22 protein-coding genes are annotated in these 23,208 nt (G+C 42.6%); 11 read left to right on the forward strand and 11 right to left on the reverse strand.

The annotated features are described in order from the left end of the window. From Q0C15_RS01925 to Q0C15_RS01945, 5 genes are all read left to right on the forward strand, one after another. Positions 1–284, forward strand: a 284-nt coding sequence (locus Q0C15_RS01925; protein ID WP_297215413.1) for a helix-turn-helix domain-containing protein, incomplete at its 5' end; no start/stop codon positions are given. Positions 285–513: 229 nt separating this feature from the next. Continuing rightward, positions 514–1,110 carry an orotate phosphoribosyltransferase-like protein gene (locus Q0C15_RS01930; RefSeq protein WP_010901571.1) on the forward strand — a complete coding sequence of 199 codons (597 nt, stop codon included), beginning with the start codon at positions 514–516 and terminating at the stop codon, positions 1,108–1,110. Positions 1,111–1,257: 147 nt separating this feature from the next. Next, on the forward strand, positions 1,258–2,790 hold the full coding sequence (gene lysS, locus Q0C15_RS01935; protein WP_297215418.1) for a lysine--tRNA ligase: 1,533 nt from the start codon (positions 1,258–1,260) through the stop codon (positions 2,788–2,790). A 64-nt stretch (positions 2,791–2,854) separates the two neighbouring features. Further along, a complete protein-coding gene (metG, locus tag Q0C15_RS01940) occupies positions 2,855–4,498 on the forward strand; it encodes a methionine--tRNA ligase (RefSeq protein ID WP_297215421.1) in 1,644 nt (547 codons plus the stop codon). A gap of 141 nt (positions 4,499–4,639) precedes the next feature. Beyond that, entirely contained in the window at positions 4,640–6,088 is a 1,449-nt protein-coding gene (locus tag Q0C15_RS01945; RefSeq protein ID WP_297215424.1) for an amino acid permease, read from the forward strand. Here the strand turns inward: Q0C15_RS01945 and Q0C15_RS01950 are convergent. The 6 genes from Q0C15_RS01950 to rnz form a co-directional block, all read right to left on the reverse strand. Further along, positions 6,085–6,270 carry a DNA-directed RNA polymerase subunit K gene (locus Q0C15_RS01950; protein WP_110642163.1) on the reverse strand — a complete coding sequence of 62 codons (186 nt, stop codon included), beginning with the start codon at positions 6,268–6,270 and terminating at the stop codon, positions 6,085–6,087. The two genes, Q0C15_RS01945 and Q0C15_RS01950, sit on opposite strands and share 4 nt — an antisense overlap. Before the next feature lie 113 nt (positions 6,271–6,383). After that, a complete protein-coding gene (locus Q0C15_RS01955; RefSeq protein ID WP_297215428.1) occupies positions 6,384–6,830 on the reverse strand; it encodes a UPF0179 family protein in 447 nt (148 codons plus the stop codon). A gap of 1 nt (position 6,831) precedes the next feature. Continuing rightward, positions 6,832–7,890, reverse strand: coding sequence for an NAD(P)-dependent glycerol-1-phosphate dehydrogenase (locus tag Q0C15_RS01960; RefSeq protein ID WP_297215431.1), 1,059 nt, complete (start codon positions 7,888–7,890; stop codon positions 6,832–6,834). A gap of 104 nt (positions 7,891–7,994) precedes the next feature. After that, on the reverse strand, positions 7,995–8,864 hold the full coding sequence (locus tag Q0C15_RS01965) for a dihydrodipicolinate synthase family protein (protein ID WP_297215434.1): 870 nt from the start codon (positions 8,862–8,864) through the stop codon (positions 7,995–7,997). Positions 8,865–8,904: 40 nt separating this feature from the next. Next, positions 8,905–9,888 (reverse strand): hypothetical protein, encoded by a 984-nt coding sequence (locus tag Q0C15_RS01970; protein WP_297215436.1) that lies wholly within the window; start codon positions 9,886–9,888, stop codon positions 8,905–8,907. 110 nt (positions 9,889–9,998) lie between these two features. Then, entirely contained in the window at positions 9,999–10,919 is a 921-nt protein-coding gene (gene rnz / locus Q0C15_RS01975) for a ribonuclease Z (RefSeq protein WP_297215439.1), read from the reverse strand. A gap of 82 nt (positions 10,920–11,001) precedes the next feature. Here rnz and Q0C15_RS01980 point away from each other — a divergent pair, with 82 nt between their 5' ends. Then, a complete protein-coding gene (locus tag Q0C15_RS01980; RefSeq protein ID WP_297215442.1) occupies positions 11,002–11,814 on the forward strand; it encodes a fumarylacetoacetate hydrolase family protein in 813 nt (270 codons plus the stop codon). A 40-nt stretch (positions 11,815–11,854) separates the two neighbouring features. On the opposite strand, the gene acs is transcribed toward Q0C15_RS01980, so the two are convergent. Beyond that, the gene (gene acs, locus Q0C15_RS01985; protein ID WP_297215444.1) at positions 11,855–13,951 is read right to left on the reverse strand and encodes an acetate--CoA ligase alpha subunit; all 2,097 of its coding nucleotides are present in this window, start codon (positions 13,949–13,951) and stop codon (positions 11,855–11,857) included. A gap of 196 nt (positions 13,952–14,147) precedes the next feature. After that, positions 14,148–14,672: a hypothetical protein gene (locus tag Q0C15_RS01990; protein WP_297215447.1), complete on the reverse strand. Its 525-nt coding sequence runs from the start codon at positions 14,670–14,672 to the stop codon at positions 14,148–14,150. A gap of 315 nt (positions 14,673–14,987) precedes the next feature. On the opposite strand from Q0C15_RS01990, the gene Q0C15_RS01995 reads away from it, so the two are divergent. Together Q0C15_RS01995 and Q0C15_RS02000 are read left to right on the forward strand one after the other, a co-directional pair. Further along, positions 14,988–15,320 carry a toprim domain-containing protein gene (locus tag Q0C15_RS01995; protein WP_297215450.1) on the forward strand — a complete coding sequence of 111 codons (333 nt, stop codon included), beginning with the start codon at positions 14,988–14,990 and terminating at the stop codon, positions 15,318–15,320. A 72-nt stretch (positions 15,321–15,392) separates the two neighbouring features. Next, positions 15,393–15,833 (forward strand): single-stranded DNA-binding protein, encoded by a 441-nt coding sequence (locus tag Q0C15_RS02000; protein ID WP_297215455.1) that lies wholly within the window; start codon positions 15,393–15,395, stop codon positions 15,831–15,833. A 3-nt stretch (positions 15,834–15,836) separates the two neighbouring features. Here Q0C15_RS02000 and Q0C15_RS02005 read toward each other — a convergent pair whose 3' ends face one another. Beyond that, complete coding sequence (locus Q0C15_RS02005) at positions 15,837–17,603, reverse strand: ATP-dependent DNA ligase (protein WP_297215458.1); 1,767 nt, start codon at positions 17,601–17,603, stop codon at positions 15,837–15,839. Positions 17,604–17,828: 225 nt separating this feature from the next. Between Q0C15_RS02005 and cysS the strand changes: the two genes are divergently transcribed. Then, positions 17,829–19,187 (forward strand): cysteine--tRNA ligase, encoded by a 1,359-nt coding sequence (gene cysS / locus Q0C15_RS02010; RefSeq protein WP_297215461.1) that lies wholly within the window; start codon positions 17,829–17,831, stop codon positions 19,185–19,187. A 213-nt stretch (positions 19,188–19,400) separates the two neighbouring features. Continuing rightward, complete coding sequence (locus Q0C15_RS02015; RefSeq protein ID WP_297215464.1) at positions 19,401–20,588, forward strand: nicotinate phosphoribosyltransferase; 1,188 nt, start codon at positions 19,401–19,403, stop codon at positions 20,586–20,588. Between the two features lie 157 nt (positions 20,589–20,745). On the opposite strand, the gene Q0C15_RS02020 is transcribed toward Q0C15_RS02015, so the two are convergent. After that, positions 20,746–20,931 carry a DUF1059 domain-containing protein gene (locus Q0C15_RS02020; RefSeq protein WP_110642135.1) on the reverse strand — a complete coding sequence of 62 codons (186 nt, stop codon included), beginning with the start codon at positions 20,929–20,931 and terminating at the stop codon, positions 20,746–20,748. Between the two features lie 33 nt (positions 20,932–20,964). Next, complete coding sequence (locus tag Q0C15_RS02025) at positions 20,965–21,105, reverse strand: YHS domain-containing protein (RefSeq protein ID WP_367181941.1); 141 nt, start codon at positions 21,103–21,105, stop codon at positions 20,965–20,967. An 82-nt stretch (positions 21,106–21,187) separates the two neighbouring features. On the opposite strand from Q0C15_RS02025, the gene Q0C15_RS02030 reads away from it, so the two are divergent. Beyond that, positions 21,188–23,206 carry a cation-translocating P-type ATPase gene (locus tag Q0C15_RS02030; RefSeq protein ID WP_297215472.1) on the forward strand — a complete coding sequence of 673 codons (2,019 nt, stop codon included), beginning with the start codon at positions 21,188–21,190 and terminating at the stop codon, positions 23,204–23,206. Positions 23,207–23,208: the final 2 nt, after the last annotated feature.

Raw genomic sequence — 23,208 nt, forward strand, 5'->3', positions numbered from 1 at the left:
CCAAAGTGAAGCTGTATCCAAATGTAAAACAGAAAGTATTACTGGAGAAGCACTTTGGCAGCTGTAGATTCGTATACAATTACTTCTTAGCGAAGAGGGATGAATATTACATAACGCATAGGGATGCTAAGAAATCTTCTTTAAACTATTTAGACACAGCGAACATGCTTATCGAACTTAAGAAGAAGTATCCATGGTTGTACGAAGTTAATTCTCAATCTTTACAGATGTCTCTTCGCTGTAAGGAAGCTCCGAAGCTTAAGCTGAGGAGTAGCTCACTATGACAGGAAAGTTTATGGATATATTTTGTATGCATGAGCATGGTATCGCCTGCGATAGCCAAGCAGTGCGATATCATAATATAGGGCTGGCACGGTCCGAATCTACGCCTGTGGAGATGCATATGAACATACCCTCAGAAAGGGTATGGCCATTGCGTCTTTGAATCAGGAAGCTCCCAGGCTTCAGTTGGGGAGCAGGCCATCTGATGCTGCAAAGGCAAGGGGTATTGATATGAAGAGCATTGAAGAACTCTATAAGAGAGCTCTTGAATTGAAGAATAAGGGTATGAGCGACAAGGAGATATCAACTGAACTTCATCTTTCAGTTAATACGGTCACATGGCTTCTCAGTAAGGAATTTCTAAAGGAAGGCGCTGTTCAGGATGTCAAGATAGGTTGGAGAAGTGTAGGAGTATTCGGTTCCAGGATCATCAGTATAGCAGAGATAATGAGTGATATCATTCGTGAGGAGATGAATAAAAACTCATTTGAAGTTGATTCAATACTGGGCATAGCTATAAATGGTATACCTTACGCTACATTGGTCTCATATCTGATGGATAAGGAGCTGATCGTTTACAGGCCACATCCTGCGAGAAAGGAAGGTGTATTCAGTTCTAACTTTGCATCGGTAGAGGGCAAGCGAGTTGTGATTATTGACGACGTTGCCAGCACAGGGGAGACGATGAGGAGGACCATAACGGATGTCACCAAAGAGGGGGGAAAGCCAGTGCTCTGTGTGCTGTTGGCTTCCAAGATGAGCGTGAATGATCTGAATGGTGTACCTGTCAGATCGCTGATAAGGACGCAGGTCATCGGTGGCTCATAAGCACCAAATCGAATTCCCTTTTTATGGAAAAATTGGGAAGAAAGCTTTGGATTCCAAAGTGAGGAATATATCGAATAAGAATTGAATTTACTTTTTCATTCTTTATACGAATGAAAGTATTATTTACGCCTCTCCTATCTCGTGGCAGTGATAAGATTGTTTTGGGCAGATGCTTTGGTGAAGGATCTGAATGGTCCACAGCGTGTTTCCACTGGTATATCGCCCTCTGGTCCAATACATATCGGAAACATGAGAGAAATCCTGACCGGAGATATACTATTCAAGGCCATATCCAAGAAAGGATTGGAGGCGGATTTTATATATTTATGTGATGATATGGATCCTTTGCGAAAGGTCTATCCTTTCCTCAGCGAAGATTATAAGAGGTACGTGGGACAGCCATTGAAGAATATACCAGCACCTGAAGGAACAGGGAAGTATTCTGATTATTATCTCGATCCATTCGTCCGCGTTATGAAGGAGGCGAACATCCCAGCAAGAGTCATAAAGACCTCCGATCTGTATGATACTGGTACACTTGCCAGAGCATGTGATATTGCGATACATAACAGGGAAAAAATAAGAGAGATACTTGAAACCGTATCAGGAAGGCAGATAGAAGGTGATTTCTATCCATACGAACCTTTATGTGAAAGGTGCGGTAGAATAAACACAACTCAGGTTGTTTCATATAAGTATCCATATGCTGAATACGTGTGCAAATGTGGTCATCATGGATTTGCTGACATTAGGAAGGCGGAAGGCAAGATGCCATGGAGAGTAGAATGGCCAGCAAAATGGTTCGCGCTCAAGGTTACTGTCGAACCTTTTGGGAAAGATCATGGTGCACCTGGTGGTTCCTACGATACAGGAAAAAAAATTGCATCCGAAATATTCGGAATAGCGCCACCACTGCCACTGATATACGAGCGTATAATACTGAAAGGAAAGGGTGCTATGCATTCTTCCACTGGTCTTGCTATAGCGGCTTCGGAAATAATGGAGGTAATACCACCAGATCTTCTGCGGTATATGATTGCACGCGTTAATCCGGGAAGGCACATAGACTTTGATCCGGGGCTTGGCATACTAGCGCTAGCAGATGAACTTGGTAAGCTACAGGATGAATACTTTGGAGATAGGTCTGCGCTTGATGAGGACCAGATCGCTATGGTGGAATATTCACTCGTTAATAAAGACAGAAAGCCGTATCCGGTGGACTTCAGGCATCTGGTGACTCTTGTCCAGATATACAGAAATGAAGATGAGCTATTGCGTGCCGTTAAGATGAGTTCCACATCTAATTTTGATGAGGCAGACTTTAAAAAGGAGATAGAGTATGCCAGGAGATGGCTTGATAGATACGCTCCGGAAAATGTCAAATTCAAGATCTTGCCAATTGATCAGCGCGTCGAATTAAATGATGAGGAGGCTATGCTGCTGGAGTCCTTCGTGAACGACATCGATGGTATGCCTTGGGAGTCAGCTTCAATACATGATAAGGTGTACGATCTTGCTCAGAAATACAAGAAAAGCCCTGATTCAGTATTTTCATTGTTTTACAGAATATTTATAGGAAAAGATAGAGGGCCAAGGCTGGGATATTTCCTATACAACCTCGGCAGAGATTTCGTAAAGAACAGGATAGAAAGAGTATTATCGCAGCATGAAGGTGCCTGATTTCCAGAGCAAACTCTATCAGAAATTAGAAAACCAATAATATTTGAAATAAATTAACCGTGAGGTGGTTCATATAAAGGTACTGATTAACTGTGCCCTTCCATACGCCAATGGCCCGCTCCATATCGGCCATATCGCTGGAGCTTATCTGGGGGCAGACGTTTTCGCAAGATATAACAGATTGATAGGTAATCAGGTTCTCTACGTATCTGGCAGCGATGAATATGGTACGCCCATAACCGTCAGGGCTGAAAAGGAGGGAAAAACCCCAAGGGAGATAGCCGACAGGTACTACGAGGAACATCTGGAGACGTTTCGTAATCTCAACATAAATTTTGATATATTCATGAGGACCACCTGGCCGGAGCACTCTGATAATGCTCAGGATTTTTTCCTGAAGCTTTTGAATGCTGGTTATATCGAGAAGGGAACCATGATCGCTCCCTATTGCCGCAAGATCGGCCGGTTTATGCCGGATCGCTATATTGAAGGAACATGCCCCTACTGCCACTATCCAAAGGCAAGGGGCGATCAGTGCGACAACTGTGGTCGTACCCTTGACCCCCAGGATCTCATCGATCCTAAATGTATTCTGAGTGGCGAGACACCCGAATTCAGGGAGACTGATCACTTCTTTTTGAGGTTGGATCTGCTTGAGGATAGGCTCAAAGAATGGATCTCAACAAGGAGTTTCTGGAAACCAAATGTGGTTGCATATACTCAGAATTTCATATCAGGAGGGTTGAAAAGGAGGCCAATAACTAGAGACATAGATTGGGGTGTGAGGATACCTCTGCAGGGATATGAAACCAAGAGGATATATGTATGGTTTGAAGCGCTCATCGGATACATAACGGGAGCAAAGGAGTATTCAAAGAGAATTGGAAACCCGGATCTGTGGAAGGAATTCTATTTCGATCCGGAAGCGCGCAATTATTATTTCATCGGAAAAGACAACATACCTTTTCATGCGATAATATGGCCGGCTATGCTGATGGGTTACGGAGGCTTCAACCTCCCATACGATATACCGGCCAATGAGTACCTGACCTTCAAAGGCCAGCAGTTCTCTAAGAGCAGGGGAATCGGATACAGCGTCGATGATCTACTTAAAGCCGTTCCGGTAGATTATCTCAGGTATTATGTGGCTTCGATACTACCCGAAACCGGTGATTCGGATTTTTCCATCGAAGAACTCGTGAATACTGTGAATTCTGATCTAATAGACAAGTACGGCAATCTCGTGTATCGTGTCGTGTCATTCATCGATAAATACGATCTTAAGGTTGAACCTGTCGATGTTACCAGAGACGAGGAGTTTTTATACGCAATTCATTCATTTCAGGCCTTTTTGGACGAGCTATCCAGCGTGCACATAAAAAAAGGGCTATCCATATGGCTTGATCTGGCGATCTACGCAAACGGATTCTTCAATAGATCGGAGCCATGGAAGACTGTTAAGATCGACAGAAACAGACTCAACCATGATCTATATCTTTCGCTGAAGATAATAGAGATCCTCACTGCAATGGCGTATCCATACATCCCTGCATCGTCTGAGAGGATGTGGGATCTGCTTGGAATACCATTTAGGATAGACGACTCGTACAATCGCCTGAACGAGATGCACACGTTCGATGTGCGCAGAGGCAGTATACCTTTTGTGAAGCTTGATCTTGAATCAGTAAAGACAAAATTAAATAATTAGTCATTCATTTTAATTCTATCCTTGTGAGTCCTATTCCTCATAATATTTCAGTTATGTTTATATAACATAAGGACAATATAGAAATGAGGACTGGCGATAAACCCAATTCTTTCGCCATTCCGTATTTTCAGAGGTTTAAAGATGGTGCGTAGAAGAAGTGGACTGAAGAGGAACTCAATAGGCATAATGCAGGGAATATTCCAGTCGATGGGACAGGTTGCCCCTGCCGCTGATATTGCGATATTGCTTGTGGCAACGTTTTCAATAGCTGGATCGAGAACAATACTTTCCGTGATTTTTGGATGGCTCGTATACGCAGTGTTCATGGTCACGCCCTATCAATTCTCAAAATACAAGGCAAATGCAGGAAGCTACTATGCATTTGCAGCTGGTTCTACCGAGAGCGGCAAACTAGGGCCAGTAACTGCACTGAGCTTCATGTATTATGATATAACGGGCGCCGCGTTTGGCATACTGGGTCTTTCGTCGTTCATATTCCTGATATCACCAAGAATAACCGCAATACCCTACATATGGATACTCTTCGCCGGTGCATTCACAGCTTACATAACTATAGTAACCTACATCGGCATAAAGCCATCACTTGGATACAATGCCGTTGCAGGCCTTGCCGAGGTTCTGTTTCTGGTCATAGGCGCAATAATCATCATACTGAGGGTTGGGCCACATAATTCGATTGTGCCGTTCACGCTCCCAAAGAATCTTGGGGTAGGTTTTTCAGCAATAATGTTTGGTGCTGTGTTCTCGATACTGGATTTCACGGGTACTGGAATTGTTACAACCGTCTCTGAAGAGATAAAGGATCCCAAAAGAAACATAGGTAGGTCGATCCTGTACGCCATGATTCTGACTGCTATAGCGATAATACCTGCAACTTACGCCCTAACGGTTGGCTGGGGTATAAGCAATATAGGATCGTTCGCCAGCGCACCTGATGCAGGGATAATAGTATTTGGAAAGTATCTTGGTCCCATAGGTGTGATATTGCTGATTATATTCACGGTCAACAGCTACCTCACCAACGGAGTCTCGAAGGCAACTGCAGTGGGCAGGTGGTGGTACTCCGCAGCGGGAGACAATGTGATATTCCCGAAGGTCATAGCTAGGATACATCCGAAATACCGTTCACCTTACATGGCCATAATTGTCTGGAGCATAACCTCCTTTGTTCTTGATGTGCTTATGGGACTATATTTTGGCCCTAAGACTGCAGCCTTCATTCTTGAGGCGGGTACAGGGATATCCATAATCATAGTTCATATAATGGCTAATACATCGTTGACATATTACACCAGAAGGATCAACAGATTCGAATTTTTGAAGCATGCCCTGGCGCCGGCAGTTGCGACAATTATAGGTATTGTGGTCATTTACTTCACCGTCTCAAACATATGGACAAGATGGATAACGAATCCAACGCCTGTAAATGACGCCTATTTCGCCTCGTTCATTATAACCATACTCTGGGTCGTGGTTGGAGGTCTTATCGTTACGCTTTATTATTCAAAGAAGAGGCCAGAAGTTCTTAAAAATGCCGGCGAGTTTGACGTTGAAAACGCAAAAGTTTAATTTAAAATTTTTGAAGCTTTTTTAATTGTTATGGGTATAACGTTATTCTCGAACTCCAGCATTGCTATATCAACAGGATCTATCATATTTTTAGGCACATCGATGATAACTGGAGCGCCCATGGCTATTTGAAGAGCTCTTGCTCCTATAATCCTTGCTTTTTCAAATTTGGTATACTTCATAGAAATCTGGTAAAAACTACATTAAAAACCCCTATAATAGCTTTGCGATTTTTAATATGACGTAATGCCGAACATTCTCCATTGTTATCCTAATGCCATGATCTGTCGCAGAATCACTTGTATGAGATGGAGATCTGTTTCATCTTATATCCTTTAGGGCAGCTTATCTCCTTTCCAATAGATTTTACCATGACCTTGGTGTCAGGTTTGAAATAATATAGGTTGCACTTTTCTATATTGGGACATGTGATGTAGTCGCAGTTCATCGATTTCAGAGATATTATCGCCCCTTCCTGAATACGTTTACTTTCCTGCACGTTCACATAGTCTTCGAGTTCTTCCACCTCAACGGTATTGACTTTATCACCATTAAAAATGATGCATGGGTTTACCTGCTCCCTGACTTTTGTTACTTTATAGCGATGTCCCTGCTCCAGATTGAAGCAGACATTCTTCACCCTACAGTCAGAGCACGCTGTGAGTGGACCGGCAAAAACAAACTCCAAGCCTTCCTTTGCTATGCTACTACCGATCAGACTTATCTTTGGCAGAACAATCACCTCAGATTATTCCAGTAAGTTCCAGAGCCTTCACCGCCGCATCATAGGACATATCGCTCTCACCAAGTATGGTGTATCTCTCAGGCCTGATGGAATGAGCCTTTCTGAGGGCTTCTATCACGATTTCGTCGCTAATGCCATAATCCTTGGATCTTATTGATATTCCTAGCGTATCGAAAGCTTCCTTTATCTGCTGCCAGTTTTCGTCATGAAGATACAAGGACACAACCGTGCCCATAGCGCACATCTCTCCATGCAGCATGTTGTCGACACCTGCAGCCTCCAGCGCATGGGCGAAGAGATGTTCACTTCCACTTCCAGGTCTTGAATTCCCAGCGATGGCCATGGCTGTGCCGGAAGCGAGTATATTCTTCGTGACAAGCCATACGGATGATTCTTCATACCTTTTGATCTCACCTATTTGAGAAAGAACTTCCTGTGCCGAATATTCCGACATAGCTGCTGCGCTGGAACTGAACTCCTCTCCCTTGAGCCTATGGGCCAGCTTCCAATCTTTAACGGCGCTGAGATTTGATATTACATCTGCGGCACCAGCTGCAAGATACCTGTATGGTGCTTTTATCATTATCGCAGTATCAGCTATAACACCTATGGGCATTGCACCCTCCTCAGAATACGATATACCATTTCTTCTCAGAGATGCCCTGGGTGAGGCAATGCCGTCATGACTTGGTGCCGTAGGTACGCTCACGAATGGTAATTTTCTGTCGAAGGCAAGTTTCTTAGCCAGGTCTATTTTGGCTCCCCCTCCCACACCTATCACAATGCCTGCCTGAAAGTCATAAGCATCCTGCTCAAGTTTTTCCAAAGTCTCATAGTTAGCATTGCCTGTCAGAAAGACGCGTACTTCATATCCATCAAGAGACAGGAGATCTTCGATCTTCTTTCCAGCAAGTTCATATGTTATACTTCCTGATACGATAATCGTCTTTTTATTACGGCTGTTTTCCCCCACGACGTCAACGATATGATCAAGCACATCATGTCCTATGTATACGTCCCTGGGGAAATGCATCGTCCTGAACTTCTGGAATTCCATTGAAGGAACAAACTAAGAAGGGATATAAATCTTTCACTGTTCGGATAAGACATATACAATGATAACGAAATGCGTATAATTTTTAAAAAAATCGAATCGAGGATTCAGGCGATCTTTGAGATCTCCAGATCGATGATCCTTTTTTGGTCTGAGCTGGGCTCTATCATTGGGGCTCTGTAACCACCCTTTATGTTGTTCATCTTGTAAAATGCGTAGTAGTAGCCTGACGGGAACGTAGCACTATTGACCGCGTACATCAAGGAATTTATACTATTCATCTGTATATCCCTTGCTTTATCGAGGTTACCTGATGAAAATTCATGATAGAGATCCGTTATGTATGGGGATATGTTGGAAAGGCCGCAAACTCCGCCACTTGCTCCGATGGAAAGGGAAAGAAATAGCAGATCATCCTGGCCCTGGAAGATGTCAAAGTTGGATCCTTTATGTTTCATTATTCTGGAAAAGAATCTCATATCACCTGAGCTGTCCTTAATTCCCTTTACGTTTGAAAATTCTCTAGCGAGTTTTTCTATCAGATCCTCACTGATCCATGAACCTGCCAGCTGTGGGATATTGTAGATGAAGAGATCATTGGATGCAGCAGATATGACGGCTGAAAAATGCTTATAGATCCAGTTTTCATCAGGCTTTATATAATATGTGGGCATCAACACTCTTGTCTTTATTCCGATATCTTCAGTATATTTTGAGAGTTCTATCGATTCCTGGGTTGATGAAGATCCTACGCCTGCATACACTTGCATCTTTCCTGAGTGTTCGCTGACAAAGCTCAAGAATTTCTTTCTCTCCTCCGTGCTGAACATCGGGAAGAGACCAGTTGATCCCATTGGAAAAAGGCCATCAACACCGTATTTATCAAGTTTCTCAATTAATACCTGCGTAGCGCTGTAATCTATTTCGCCCTTCACGTTCATAGGCGTGATCATGGGCGTTATGATACCCTTATACATACGTAGACATTACTGAAAAGTAGTTAAATATTGTTGAATTTCAGATATATCGATTTTCTATGGCCTCTCTACTGCGATCGTTTTTAGTGACGTAATCTAGCTGAATGGCCTTTCTGAGGTTTATTTTATATCCAAGATATCCGAAAACCACTACGGATATAACAACAAGGAAGAATGGCAGGCCTATGGCATCCAGATTATGTATCTTCACGCCGGTTATTATCTGATAATTCCACAGTGCCGGAAATATAAGAGTAATGATGCCAGCTACAACAAACGCTATCCCGCCATATGAAAGGACAAAGTGGCTTATTCCCCTAGCAACAAAAGCTATACCCCTCACCGTAAGATTTTTCTTTTTGGTTAGCCAAAGACCAAATGCAGTTCCTGCCAGAACTTGCATGGTCATTGTTCCAAGGCCGAACATGAGACCAGGTACAAAACCAAGGTATATGGGCATATTCGGCGCAATGACAAAGTAAATTATCAGGGCAAATGCACCGAAACCAAATCCGGCAATCAGCCCATGAACAAAGGCAAGCCTCAGCGGTACGGGTCTATATTCTCCATCGACCTTCGTCATTATGGGGTTTTCCATGTGCTCAAGTTCCATCTTCTCTTTTTCTTCATGGCCCTTATGAATACCGAAGACATGGTACAGCCATTCCTCTAATATGTGTATGTGTGGATATTTCAGTTTATTTGCAATGTAGAAACCAGACAGAGCCATAACTGCACCGACGATGATATATACTAAGCTATTAAAGTAGGGATAGAGCATAAAGCTTGCCAGAGCGAGCGCTGCTATCTCCGACATTATTGCTCTCTCCACTGTGAAGCCAGATGAGAATAGAAGACCAGCCTTTGCTCCTCCCTTTGTGGAATAGCTGCCCACAGCGTATGAAAAAGTTATAGGCCATGTATGCTCATCAGGCGTTATTCCATGGATTACACCAAGCAGATAGGAAATAAGTATCGCGGCATAGATGCCTTCATATGTAGGGTTCCATAGGTTTATAATCATAGTTTAGTATCATACTAAGATATTTAAATATTTTTAATGATGTTATATAATCATAGAATTGTTAACGATATGCTAAAAAATCCGCATAGCTATTTAACAATTATCTTTTCTCACTCGTCATGCCTAACCTTGACCTCCAATTCCATGAGATCTTTGCTTTCATAGGTATTTTCGAATTCAGTTCTCGCGTCTTCAAGAAGAACCTTTGTATCGGTTATTCTTGGGCTGTAATGATATAGATAAAGTCTGCCAACGCCTGCCCTCTTTGCTATTCTGGCAGCCTGTCTTGAAGAAGAATGGCCGAATTCGTTCACAGCTGGCTCAAAACTTGAGTCCGTTGTTGTATCGTGGATCAGCACATCCGCGTTCTTGGCAAATTCAACCATCCTATCCATCGGCCTGGTATCTCCAGTATAGACTATCTTTCTTCCTCTCCTTACACCGGCCGATATGTCCTGGATCCTGTATTCCATACCTCTATATACATAGGTCCCATTTTCTCTAATCTTCTCTATGATCTTTGATGGTATGTTTTTTTGCTTAGCCTTTTCTGGATCTATCTTTATCAGATCCTTTTCTTCTAGGCTGTAGGAAAGGGCAGGAACTGGATGATCGTTGAGTGTCGTTTTGATCAAAAATTTACCGAAGTCGTAGGTTCTATCAGGTTCTAGTTCATAGATCTTCAATGGGAAATGAAGTGTATAGTAACCAACATTGAGAGCATTCGAAAGTATATTTATCGCACCCTTTGGGCCGAATATGTTCAGCTGTTTTGATCTGTTATTGAACGACATGCTCTGAACCATACCAAGCAATCCAAGGAAATGATCACCGTGAAAGTGCGTTATAAATATATTGTCTATCTCCATAAAAGAAGTTGAACTTTTCATTATCTGCTTCTGAGTCCCTTCCCCGCAATCAAAAAGATTGAGAACATCATCTATCTTTATACCTACAGCCGGCATTGCTCGTATGGGTGTGGGCCAGCTACCACCTGTCCCATAAAAGATGATCCTGATATTGGAAGCCATTGACCTCCCATTCTACTATTCTACTATTATTTTTCCATGCCGAAGATCGATAATGAATTATCTTAACTTATAATATGGATACATGAAGATCGGTAGATGCATGGTGGATGGTGAAGAGAGATTATTTCTATCAGATGGTCAAAGTGTAAGGCTGCTGGAGGGAATAGATGACATAAACAAATTCATAAAGCAATATGGTGATATCTTTTCTTCCACTCAATACGATGGGAAATTTCAGTATCTTCCTGCTGTCAAACCTTCCAAGATATTTCTCCCAGCCGTCAATTTCAGATCTCATTCAGAGGAATCGGAAACCAGATTTCCACCTAAACCTTACTTCTTTACGAAATTCTCGAACGCACTTGTTGCCCATGGCGGAACGGTTCATAAGCCAAAGGAGATAGAAAAGCTGGATTATGAGGGCGAGATCGGGATTGTAATAGGAAAAAGGGGAAAGCGAATACCAGTGGAACAGGCCGAAGATTATGTGTTCGGCTTTACGATAGTAGACGACGTAAGTGCTAGGGATTACCAGTTTCCTGAGATGCATCCATATGGATACAATTGGGTACAGGGCAAGGCATTTGATGAGGCACTACCCGTTGGGCCTTACATAGTGACTAAGGACGAGATAAAATTCCCTTTAAAGATAGAAACAAGAATCAATGGCGAACTCCGTCAGTCCGGGACAACAGATGATATGATCTTCAGCATTGCCCAGCTCATATCCACACTTTCACAGACTATAACGCTTGATCCTGGGGACCTAATAACCACCGGAACACCCTCAGGGGTGGCTGCCTTTACGGCTGGACGTTATCTTGCAGATGGAGATACAGTTTCGATTGAGGTGAGTGGGATAGGGGAACTGAAACATAATATAAAGGATGAATAATTTTGTAGTTTTCTTTATTTGACTCATAAATTATGTATTTTCAATGATGAGTGGTTGAAAGCATTATTCTTGCGTCAACCACCGTTGCTCCATGCTCATTCACGATCATTGGGTTTGCATCGATACCTTCGATCTCTGGATGATCGTATGCCAGCCATGAGAATCTTACAATCTGATCCACAACCGCATCTATATCCAGCGGGCCTCTGCCTCTGAATCTCTGCATCATCTTACCGGCTACTGTGTCGTGTATCATATCGTATGCTTCTTTAGAGCAAACAGGCGCAACTCTGAACGAGACATCTTCCAGTACCTCGACTGCTGTTCCGCCAAGCCCAAACATTACTGTAGGCCCGAACGTTGGATCATTTACTGTGCCGATAATGGTCTCTAGGTCACCTTTGAGCATTTCCTCGACAACTACGCCATCTATCTTTGCCTGTGGTGCGTTCTTTTTGACATTTGAAATTATGGTATCAAAAGCCTTTAAGGCCTCATCTTCAGATTTCACATTGACAATGACTCCTCCAACATCCGTCTTATGCACTATGTCCGGGCTCTGTATTTTCAAGACCACTGGATATTTGAAATCCTTGATTATGTTCTTCAATTCATCCTTACTTTTCGCAAGTTCCGTCCTGTTTACCTTTATTCCATAGGAAGCAAAGATCTCCTTGGACTCCAATTCATTCAGACTCTTTATGCCAGCTGTTGCATATTTCTTGAGTTTTTCACCAACGCCATCGCGCTTGAGATCCACAGGTCTTGCCGGTCCAAGGCAAATAAGATCGTTCATTCTCTTATGGTTGCGCAGGGCGGCCATTGCCTTCACTGCCTTGTCTGGTGAATCGAACGTAGGAATTCCATTTTTGATAAGATACAGAGCTGCATTCTTGGAGTGATCGCCACCGACAAAGCCAGCAACCACTGGGATCTTTCTCTTTGATGAAAGTATACCATTTATAATTCCCTTCGCTGCATCAGATGGATCCAGATTCGCGACCTCGCAGTAGAGTACAACCAGACCATCGACTCTTTCATCTTCCATCACGGTTTTCAGAGTATCTGCATAAATCTCTGGAGTGGCCATTGCACTCATATCTATCGGGTTCTTTGTGCTGCCGAATGAAGGTATGACCTGCCTGATTTTTGCCTGTAGATCGTCAGGAGGTGTCTGCAGGGGTATACCTGATAACTCAGCCTGATCAGTGGCCAGCACACCAATTCCACCGCCATTCGTAACAACCATTAGATTATCCCCGGCCATCGGTGGCTGCAGCGATAGCGTCAGAGATAGATCGAAGAGCTCCTCTATGGAATTGGCGCGTACAACACCTGCTTGTTTGAGCGCCCCATCATACACACGGTGGGACCCTGCAAGAGATCCTGTGTGTGATGCTGCCGCGACAGATCCATGCTTGGAGATTCCAGATTTCAGCATTACAATTGGCTTCTTGATGGCCCTTGCTGTGTCTATGAATTTTCTTCCTTCTTTCAGGCCTTCAGTGTATAATGATATGCAGGATACATTTTCATCGTCAGCTAGAAAAGATACGAGATCCGAAAAATCAAGATCTGCCATATTACCGATACTTATCAGGAAGCTTGTTCCAGTCTTATTGCTCCAGGTCATAGCGTCGAGACCCACTATCAGTGCTCCGCTCTGTGATACCATTCCTATTGTGCCTGGATAAGGAAGATAGGGTGCGAAAGATGCATTAAGTTTCACAACATTGTTCATAAGGCCAACCACATTAGGCCCAAGCAGACGCATGTTGTACTTCCTGCAGACTGAAACCAGTTGATCTTCTAGATCCTTTCTTCCTACTTCTGAAAAACCGGAAGCCACAACTATTATACCGAACACTCCTTTTTTTCCGCATTCTTCAGCAGCCTCAGGCGTATGCTCAGCTGGTACCGATATTATGGCCAGATCAACCTTGTCAGGGACGTCCCCTATAGATGGGTAGACCGTATAACCCAGTATGTTTCCGCCTTTTCGATTGACTGGATATACCTTACCGCGATAGCCGCCCTCCTTGAGGTTGCGAACAATCTGATAACCAATCTTCGTTGTATCAGCTGAAGCTCCTATGACCGCAACTGATTCTGGATAGAACAAGCTTTTTAGATCCATAAATGATAATCGCAGCGTAAAGAAAAATGTTTTTGTTTTTAATATTTAAATCAAACATATTAATTGATATTTATTGATAATCAGATATCAAATATCTTATACATCCAGCTAATATGATTCATAGGGTATTGAAATTAAATACTAAAATATGTATTCAAATGCAGATATTTTCACTGATAGATATTAGTTGTCAGTATCATAGCTGAAATGTTCTGTTTCTTACAGCTTCAATGAATTCCTGATTCAATCCGGCCTTTGATAGGTAATACCATCCAGGGATCACCCCATGATTTATCGCATCGTTTATTATATCGTAGATCGGAACGTATCTTGAAACGTTCTGATATTTTATAGCGAAGACCCAGGGTGGGATATCGAAATAATTCTTTATCTTTCCAGGAACGGCTTCACGTAGTGTCTCATTCAATATCGATGCAACCTTTTCGTTATAGTACCACTTATTTACTATGGGCCTCTCGTAATACTGTGGCGGTGAATATACTTTCCACAGAAGTCCGAACATGGAGATTTCTCCACCATATATTGCGTTTCCTCCAAAGTCGTCGATCATAGTTAGCGGTGCTGTTTCTTCCATCCCAGTCTCAACGTTGATTATTTTGAGATCCGTTTTTCTGTATGATCCCATATACTTTATGACGATCCTGTCTAGAGATTCAGCCTCTGAATCGCTGATATCCCGGTCATTCTGGTATTCGTCCATTATGTATATGTATTCATTTATGGGGCTGTTAAGAATCAGCTTCAGGTAATAATCATACCTGTCTATGGACGTTCACAACACCCCCTAAACCGGATCGTCGGTATGACCCTCGCACACCCCATTCCAAGCCTCGGACAGCTCAAAAATACATATATTCATATCCTGCATACTCACCTTACTGAATATAACGAATATTCATATATAAATGTTAATGATTAGCAATGGACACAATCTTTAAATAGCAAGCGGAGATGGGCAATCACGTCCTCCAGAAACAGATTTTTGGAGATTATTGAGAAGTACCGATCCAGAAATATGAGTGTACCAATAATAGTTGAAGGGCGAAACGATCTGAAATCACTGAGGAAGATGAAGTTCCTAGGAGAAATACTGATATTGAATAGAGGAATGTCTCTTGTTGAATTTTCTGACCGTATTGCCGAAAGATACAGGCGCATCATACTGCTGACCGATTTTGATGCAAAAGGTTGCGATCTTGAGAAGCGAATGAGTGAATATCTGACAGGAATGGGGGTTGATATAGACATATACCTCTGGAATTTCGTGAGGAAAAATGTTCCGGTGAAAACTGTAGAAGAGCTGCCCTCGGAATATGAACGTCAGTATGAAAAGACAGTGCAGATGTAAAGAGTTAAATACGCAATTGAAATGTGTGGTTGGTCTTTCTAGAGACGTTCTAGAGACAGGATAGTAAGTAGTATGGAAGATATAACGAAAATAAAGGATCTAACACCCTCCTCAAGGAGAGTGAATGTTGTTGGAAAAGTTTTGTCTGTTGGAGAACCAAAAACAATACAAACGAAGTTTGGAGACCAGAGATCTGTGACAGAAGTAACCATCGGAGACGACACGGGAAAGGTTATACTGTCCCTATGGGGCGATCAGGCTAGCCAGGCTAAGACCGGTGAGACTCTTGCAATAGGGAACGGATACGTTTCACTTGTCAGGGGTCATATAAGGCTTAACGTTGGCAAATACGGTTCATTGAGTGTTTCTGATGAAGAAGTAGCAGATGTTAACGAGGATTTCGACGCAAGCGAAAAGGAATATGAGAATTTCCATCGATCCGGTCCACGCAGAGATAACTTCAGACGCGGCGGATACGGTGGAAGATCGAACAGAGACGAAGAAGAAGAGTAATTTTTAACTCTTCTCTTCCGTCAAAGTCTTTTTTTGTTCTTTATACATCTCAAGGATCTCCCTTGATGTTGTTGAATCTTCAGGTTTTTTATCCTCACGCCATTTCCCAGTGAATCTCGGGAATCTTACAGATAACCCGGAATCTTTTTCTATTTCTCCATAGGCACATGTATGCACTGGGCTCACTGTTATTTCAGCTCCAATGACCTCCATCACAACTTCCGGATAGAACCATACATCTGGTTCAAGATTGCTGACCACCCTGGCTGGTTTTTCCTTTGATACATATTTTTCAAATTTCTTAGGCAGAGAAAACAGAACATCGTCAGAAAACCCAGATCCAAGTTTGCACACCGTTTCAAAGGTATCATTTTTATCATTGTATGTAGCCAGGAGCAGTGCTCCATAGGTTCCTTTTCTTCTACCATGTCCGTAGAATGCACCCACTACGGTGAGATCTAAGGTATCCCAGAGCTGTGCTTGATAGTCTCTCTTCAATTTTATCCATAACCAACCCCTTGCGCCAGCTTTATAGACAGAATCCTGAGAGAGGCTCTTCGCAACTAGCCCCTCACAGCCATCCTCTATCGCCTGGTTGAAGAATCGATGCACTTCTGCCTGATCTCCGGATTCTATTCTCTTTGCAAGTCTGAAATGGTCGTTTTCCTTGAAGAGTGATTCCAGTACGCTCCTTCTCTCCGAGTAAGGTGTCTTGGAAAGATCCTTACCATTGAGATAAACAATGTCGAAGAGGAATACTGTTATCGGTATCTCAGATGACACCTTATCTACGTCATGTTTTCTTCCTCTCCTGTGAGATATGACTTGAAATGGATAGAGTTCGCCGGTATCTGGATCATATGGTACAGCTTCTCCATCCAGTATGGCCGAATCAACCTTGAAAGTTTCCAATGCCGCTTTCCTTATATCCGGAAACTGATTCGTTGTTTCCTCGTTTCCCCTTGAGAATAATCGAACATTGTTCTTCTCAATATGCGTCTGCGTGCGCATCCCATCATATTTGTATTCGAATGCGCATCTTCCACCCATCTTCTCAAGGATCTCTTCCACGGATCTCAGGCGTTCTGCAAGCATGACCTTGAAGGGTATCATGGGAGTAGGCCCCATTTCAATTATATTCTGGCTGTTGCCCTTCCTCAGCTCAGATGCTATATAACCGAGATCAGGATGGAAATTATAGGCATTCTCTATATCCTCGGCATATTTTCCATCTGAGAATGCTTTTATTATTGCGTCAAGTATTGTGGCATCGGATATTCCAACACGCAGTTTGCCAGTTATGATTCTTGTTATGTACATTATCTCCTTGGGGGTGCTGTTGAGGAATAGATCCATGTACGCATCGATCCTTGCCTTTGTGCTTCCAGATCCAGATGATCTGGCCATCTTCATAAGAGAATCATGTATGTATTTTACGGTTAGTTCAACTTTCATCAATGTGCTCATGCTTCTCTTTTCGGCCACTTCGCGTGCTAGAGATCCTATGTCTCCAAGTTTTGTATATTCTTTTTCTATTTCTTCCTCCGATATATTTGAGGCGGTTGAAAGCGCTTTTAATATTAGTTTGTCAGACATCTGTGTTTCAAGACCAAGATAATCGGGGCCAAGTTTTCCCTGGACAAGATAAACCAGGAGAGGCAGATCATCATCAGCGGTTTTCAAAAGATTAACAAGAAGATCAGTAAGTTCCAGCCTTTTGGTTGTGCTTTCCATCTTTTCAAAGGCGTCCGCAACTACAGAAAACAACATATATCATGTATACGACTGGAAGTATAAAAGCTATCTGCAGCAGACCGTGAATGCGGGATCAGAGTTCTCCGTTTCATCTTGTCCGGTCAGAGAATATTGAAGGCCGTATCAACTGATACCCGCTTATCCCTAAAGGTGAAGCTTTCTTGCTCGTTTCATTATAAGGCTAGTGGAACATGGATCAATGTCTATATATCTTATAGATTGATTATGGAATGATTGCATATGCGTTTCTACAATACACTGACACGAGGGATTGAAGAATTCAGGGAGATGAACAAAGGACGTGTAAACATATTCGTTTGCGGTCCAACCGTCCAGGATCATTTTCATATAGGACATGCAAGAACCTACATATTTTTTGATGCAGTTGTCAAATTTCTCAGATCTAAAGGTTATTCCGTATTTTATCTTCAGAATATAACAGATATAGATGATAAAATAATAAATAAAGCCAGAGAAATGAACATAGATCCCAGCGAAGTTGCTGAGATCTATTTCAGAGAATTCCTGGAGGATATGGCTGTGCTTAAGGTGAATTCAATAAACTATTTCGCCAAATCAACATTATATATCCCTGAGATCATATCTCAGATCCAGAGGCTCATTGAAAAGGGCTATGCCTATGAGACAACCGATGGCGTCTATTTCGAGGTAAGAAAATTTTCAGATTATGGTCAACTCTCGAACCAGAGCCTGGATCAGATAATACATGGATATAGGGTGGCAGTGAACGAAAACAAGAGAAATCCAGAGGATTTTGTACTCTGGAAGAAGAGAAAGCCTGGGGAGCCCTACTGGGAATCGCCTTGGGGGCCGGGGAGGCCTGGATGGCACATAGAGGACACGGCTATAACAGAGACCTATTTCGGGCCCGAATATGATATACATGGTGGAGGATCCGATCTTATATTCCCGCATCACGAGGCAGAGATAGCACAGATGAGATCGATAAGCGGTAGGAAATATCTTTCGCATTACTGGATCCACACAGGCATGATCAACGTCAATAACGAAAAAATGTCAAAATCCTTGAAGAACTTCGTAACCATAAGGGAGGTTCTGAAGGAATATCGACCAGAAGATCTTCGCTATGCGTTGCTGAACGCAAACTACAGGACCCAGCTGGACTTTTCAAAGAATCTTCTGGAAGAATCAAAAAAGCAGGTGGAATATATCAATTCTACCTACAGAAAACTAATGAACGCATCTGGGAATAAAGACATCGAACTGGATGCTGGATCAATCATAGCCAAGATGGAAGAAGAAGCGTCAAATGACTTTGACTTCCGATCGGTGTTTAGGGATCTCCTTGAGTTTGCCGGTGAGATAAACAGAGATCTGGAGGACATATCAAGAAAAAGTGCGGATGAGGCTGCGAAGATATTCAGATGGGTTGACGTCTTCGCTGGAATACTGTTCTCTGAGAACAATAATCTTTCAGGAATCGTCGAAGATCTGCTCAATATGCGAAACAGATTGAGGAAGGAAAGGAAGTTCAGCGAGGCAGATCAGATACGGGAAATCCTGCTCAGAAATGGAATACACATAGAGGACAGAGGAGATAATACCATATGGTGGTGACGATGGAAGCTCAGGATATTCATGAGTTTTAAAAGAGAAGGTGGGGTTTGGGGGGAAGCTGTAAATCTCAACAGCTTTAGCGATGAAAGGAAGATCCGATGCTTTAGCTTAGGAGTAGCTCACTTCGATACTACGTTTAGGCCAGTTGAATTAGAAAAGTTCGAGTCTCCATTTATATATACATTCGGTATATTCAGATGACGGGATGGTAAGATGAATACATTCAACATTGCCAGCGATGAGGAGATAAAGAAGGGTCTGGCCTCTGACGTTTATTTTGAAAGGACAATAAAGGCACTGGGAAATAGATGCAAGGATCTTGAAGTATCTATGGAGGCCACAATATCAGGGCCATTGGATACATGGATCAATTTCACGGGCCTGGATGAGGTGATCAAGCTTCTCGAGAATATAGATGTGGATCTTTATGCAATACCAGAGGGCACCATAATATATCCAAGGGATGTCAATGGAATGCCTGTGCCCTTCATAAGAATAGAGGGAAAATACTGTGATTTCGGAATGTATGAAACTGCGATACTGGGCTTTATATGCCAGGCCTCCGGTATTTCAACAAAAGCCTCAAAGGTCAGAATGGCTGCCGGGGATCTTCCATTCTTTTCGTTCGGTATACGCAGGATGCATCCGGCCATCTCACCCATGATAGATAGATCAGCTTATATCGGTGGTGCAGACGGGGTTTCTGGTGTGCTTGGTGCCAGGATCATAGGTGAGGATCCGGTCGGAACTATGCCGCATGCCCTGTCCATAATGATAGGCGATGAGGACGCCTGGAAACTGACTTTGGAAAATACGAAGAGTGGGCAGAAATCAGTTCTTCTCATAGATACATACATGGATGAGAAGTTTGCTGCCATAAAAGTTGCTGAGCTCTTCGATAAGGTTGATTATATTAGGCTGGATACTCCATCATCCAGGCGGGGTAATTTCGAGGCACTGATAAGAGAAGTGAGATGGGAACTAGCCCTCAGAGGCAGAAAGGACATCAAGATAATGGTATCGGGTGGGCTTGACGAGAATACTGTCAGGCGGCTGAGGGATGCAGGAGCTGAGGCCTTCGGTGTAGGAACCTCAATATCATCTGCCAAGCCTTTTGACTTTGCTATGGATATAGTTGAGGTTAATGGAAAGCCGGAGACCAAGAGAGGTAAAATGTCGGGCAAGAAGAACGTGCTCAGATGCGAGAAATGTAACAGAGTAGAAGTGGTACCCGCGGATGTTCAGGAAAAGGCCTGTCCGTGTGGTGGCATGATGCGAAATCTGATGGTAAAATATCTTTCTCATGGAAAGAGGCTTTTCGAATATCCTCTACCAAGGGCCATAAGAGAGAGATCTCTTAAAGAGCTGAAATTCTTTATAGACCAGGATCAGAACAAATAATAGAATGCATGACCAATATATCATCCTGGCGCATAAAGCTGTTGAAAAGATCGGATATTTTTTTAGATACAATCATAATAATCTATGAAACTAACTATGCAAATTAGATCAAAAATATGGATGAAACGAAGATCTATCGTTTTATTTAATTTACTATTCAGAACATCTTTTTCTTTATTGCGGCTGTGACCTTGTTCTTCAGATCCTCATTTATCTCCGTTATATTATGGGCTGTCTTTGCGTGTTCAACGATCTTTGGCATCAGTTCATCTATACTCTTTGCAGAGGCTTCAAAGCCACAGTTCATACCTATGTCGGCACATTTAAAAACATATTTTGCCATAAATTTATAATTCTTTTATCTTAATAAACTTTTTTATCTTGTATATTTTATAGGATTCTTATCGAATTCAATCTTGCAATGTTCACTGCAGAAGTAGTATTCTTTTCCATTGTAGCTTGATCTATATTTTGCGTTTTTATCAACCTTCATTCCACACACTGGATCTATCATAATCAAGTATCTTTGATTCCTGTTTAAACGTATCCTTTGCAAAATGCACAGAATAGCCTTAACTTATGGCGGGCAATGCTTAAAAATGGCTACCGATCCTATATGCGGTATGTATGTTCCAGAGACATCGGATCTCTATGTTGATAGGGATGGAACGAGATATTATTTCTGTTCGAAGACATGCATGGACAAATTCCTGGAGCCAGAGAAACAAGGGAAGGATCTCGCCAAAAAATTATGGGTTGCATGGGTATTTTCTGTGACCGTGATGGTTCTAACATATCTCAGCGGTATAAAATACCGCGATTTCATTCTCCTTCTGCTTTCTATTCCGGTAATTTTCTATTCAGGTACGCAGTTCTATCAGGGAGCATGGGGCGCCATAAAGACAAAAAGCGGGAACATGGATCTTCTGGTGTCTCTCGGCGTTATCACTGCGTTCGCATTCTCTCTATTCATAACGTTCTTCCCGCATGTCATACCGCATTCCATGGTATATTACGATTCATCGGATTTCATAGTATCCCTGATATTAACAGGATCCTATATTGAAAATGTTACAAAGGCAAAGGCAAGTGAGGCTGGAAACAAGCTTATAGATCTGATTCCGGACACCATTCATGTGGTCTACAGCGAGGGTGTGAAGGACAAACCTGCTTCAGATGTTCATCCTGGAGATCTGATAGAGGTCAGGGCTGGAGAAATAATACCGGTGGATGGTACGGTAGATCGTGGATCATCTGATGTGGACGAATCGATGATAACCGGTGAAGCATTGCCGCTGGCAAAAAGGGAGGGTGACTTCGTCTCAGCAGGTACGAAAAATCTCAACGGAATTCTTACGGTAAGGGTGCAGAATGTAGGTGCAAATTCAACTGTTGGCAAGATATATTCTTTCATCAAGATGGCTTCCTCAGGAAGAACAAAGATTCAGAGGCTTGCAGACATCTTTTCCTCTTACTTTGTTCCAGTTGTGCTTGCAGCGGCTAGCCTTTCATTTCTCTTCTGGTTCTTCTATCTTAGATCCATAGGAGATCCATATTTCATCGAAATAGCGGTATTGGCATTTGTTTCTGTTATAGTCATAGCCTGCCCATGTGCAATTGGACTTGCCGGCCCTATAACACTTCTGATAGCATCTGAGGGTTCCTTCGAGGCTGGAATACTGGTGAAAAATACGGGGGCAATGGATAGGGTAATAAAGGTGAACAGGGTAGTCTTTGATAAGACTGGAACACTAACGGAACCAGAGATGCATGTCCTGAGTTACGATGGAGATATGAATGCCCTTCATATGGCGGCGGCACTGGAATTGCATTCTAACCATCCGGTAGCAAGGGCAATAGTAGATTATTCTGGTAACTCAACATCGATGGATGTTGCGAATGTAAATGAAATTCCTGGGATCGGTATAGAAGGTGATTGCTCTGGGCATCATGTCTCCGTGCGATCAGGAGATGATGGCTACATTAAGATTTATGTTGATGGAGAAGAGAGAGGCATTCTGAGTGTGGGCAGTAAATTGCGTCCAGAGGCTGTTGAAACCATATCTCATCTCAGATCAATGGGCATAAGGATATCTGTTCTGACGGGTGATAGGAACAAGAACTCGCTCTCAGTTCTAGATCCATTGGGTGCCGATGAAATACACTCCGGTCTCAGGCCAGAGGATAAGGCTGAGATCATAAGGAGATATCAGGAATCAGGAGAATATGTAATGTTCGTTGGAGATGGTATAAATGATGCTATAGCGATCGATCAGGCCGATGTCGGGGTCGCAATGGGATCCGGATCAGACATAACGAGAAGCCAGGGAGACTTCGTTCTTCTCAGAAATGATCTCAGAGCAATAATAGCAATATTCGATATATCATCGAAGACTATTTCTAAGGTCAAACAGAATATATTCTGGGCCATATCATATAACTCTGCGCTCATACCTGTAGCTGCTGGCATCCTGGTACCTATCTTTGGAACGGGGATATACTCATTCCTTCCGATCCTGGCCGCATTTGCCATGGGAATGAGTTCAACTACGGTTGTTCTTAACTCGATGAGACTAAAGGGAAAGATTAGGGTAAATCAATATTATATCGGCATCTGAAA

This window comes from Thermoplasma sp. (assembly GCF_023256435.1).
In the GTDB taxonomy this organism is placed as follows: Archaea; Thermoplasmatota; Thermoplasmata; order Thermoplasmatales; family Thermoplasmataceae; genus Thermoplasma.

Coding starts and splice junctions, on each gene's coding strand:
- Q0C15_RS01930 (WP_010901571.1), top strand. CDS start 514: ATGAAGAGCATTGAAGAACTCTATAAGAGAGCTCTTGAATTGAAGAAT.
- Q0C15_RS01945 (WP_297215424.1), top strand. CDS start 4,640: ATGGTGCGTAGAAGAAGTGGACTGAAGAGGAACTCAATAGGCATAATG.
- Q0C15_RS01950 (WP_110642163.1), bottom strand. CDS start 6,270: ATGAAGTATACCAAATTTGAAAAAGCAAGGATTATAGGAGCAAGAGCT.
- Q0C15_RS01960 (WP_297215431.1), bottom strand. CDS start 7,890: ATGGAATTCCAGAAGTTCAGGACGATGCATTTCCCCAGGGACGTATAC.
- Q0C15_RS01965 (WP_297215434.1), bottom strand. CDS start 8,864: ATGTATAAGGGTATCATAACGCCCATGATCACGCCTATGAACGTGAAG.
- Q0C15_RS01970 (WP_297215436.1), bottom strand. CDS start 9,888: ATGATTATAAACCTATGGAACCCTACATATGAAGGCATCTATGCCGCG.
- rnz (WP_297215439.1), bottom strand. CDS start 10,919: ATGGCTTCCAATATCAGGATCATCTTTTATGGGACAGGTGGTAGCTGG.
- Q0C15_RS01980 (WP_297215442.1), top strand. CDS start 11,002: ATGAAGATCGGTAGATGCATGGTGGATGGTGAAGAGAGATTATTTCTA.
- acs (WP_297215444.1), bottom strand. CDS start 13,951: ATGGATCTAAAAAGCTTGTTCTATCCAGAATCAGTTGCGGTCATAGGA.
- Q0C15_RS01990 (WP_297215447.1), bottom strand. CDS start 14,672: ATGGACGAATACCAGAATGACCGGGATATCAGCGATTCAGAGGCTGAA.
- Q0C15_RS01995 (WP_297215450.1), top strand. CDS start 14,988: ATGAGTGTACCAATAATAGTTGAAGGGCGAAACGATCTGAAATCACTG.
- Q0C15_RS02000 (WP_297215455.1), top strand. CDS start 15,393: ATGGAAGATATAACGAAAATAAAGGATCTAACACCCTCCTCAAGGAGA.
- Q0C15_RS02005 (WP_297215458.1), bottom strand. CDS start 17,603: ATGTTGTTTTCTGTAGTTGCGGACGCCTTTGAAAAGATGGAAAGCACA.
- cysS (WP_297215461.1), top strand. CDS start 17,829: ATGCGTTTCTACAATACACTGACACGAGGGATTGAAGAATTCAGGGAG.
- Q0C15_RS02015 (WP_297215464.1), top strand. CDS start 19,401: ATGAATACATTCAACATTGCCAGCGATGAGGAGATAAAGAAGGGTCTG.
- Q0C15_RS02020 (WP_110642135.1), bottom strand. CDS start 20,931: ATGGCAAAATATGTTTTTAAATGTGCCGACATAGGTATGAACTGTGGC.
- Q0C15_RS02030 (WP_297215472.1), top strand. CDS start 21,188: ATGGCTACCGATCCTATATGCGGTATGTATGTTCCAGAGACATCGGAT.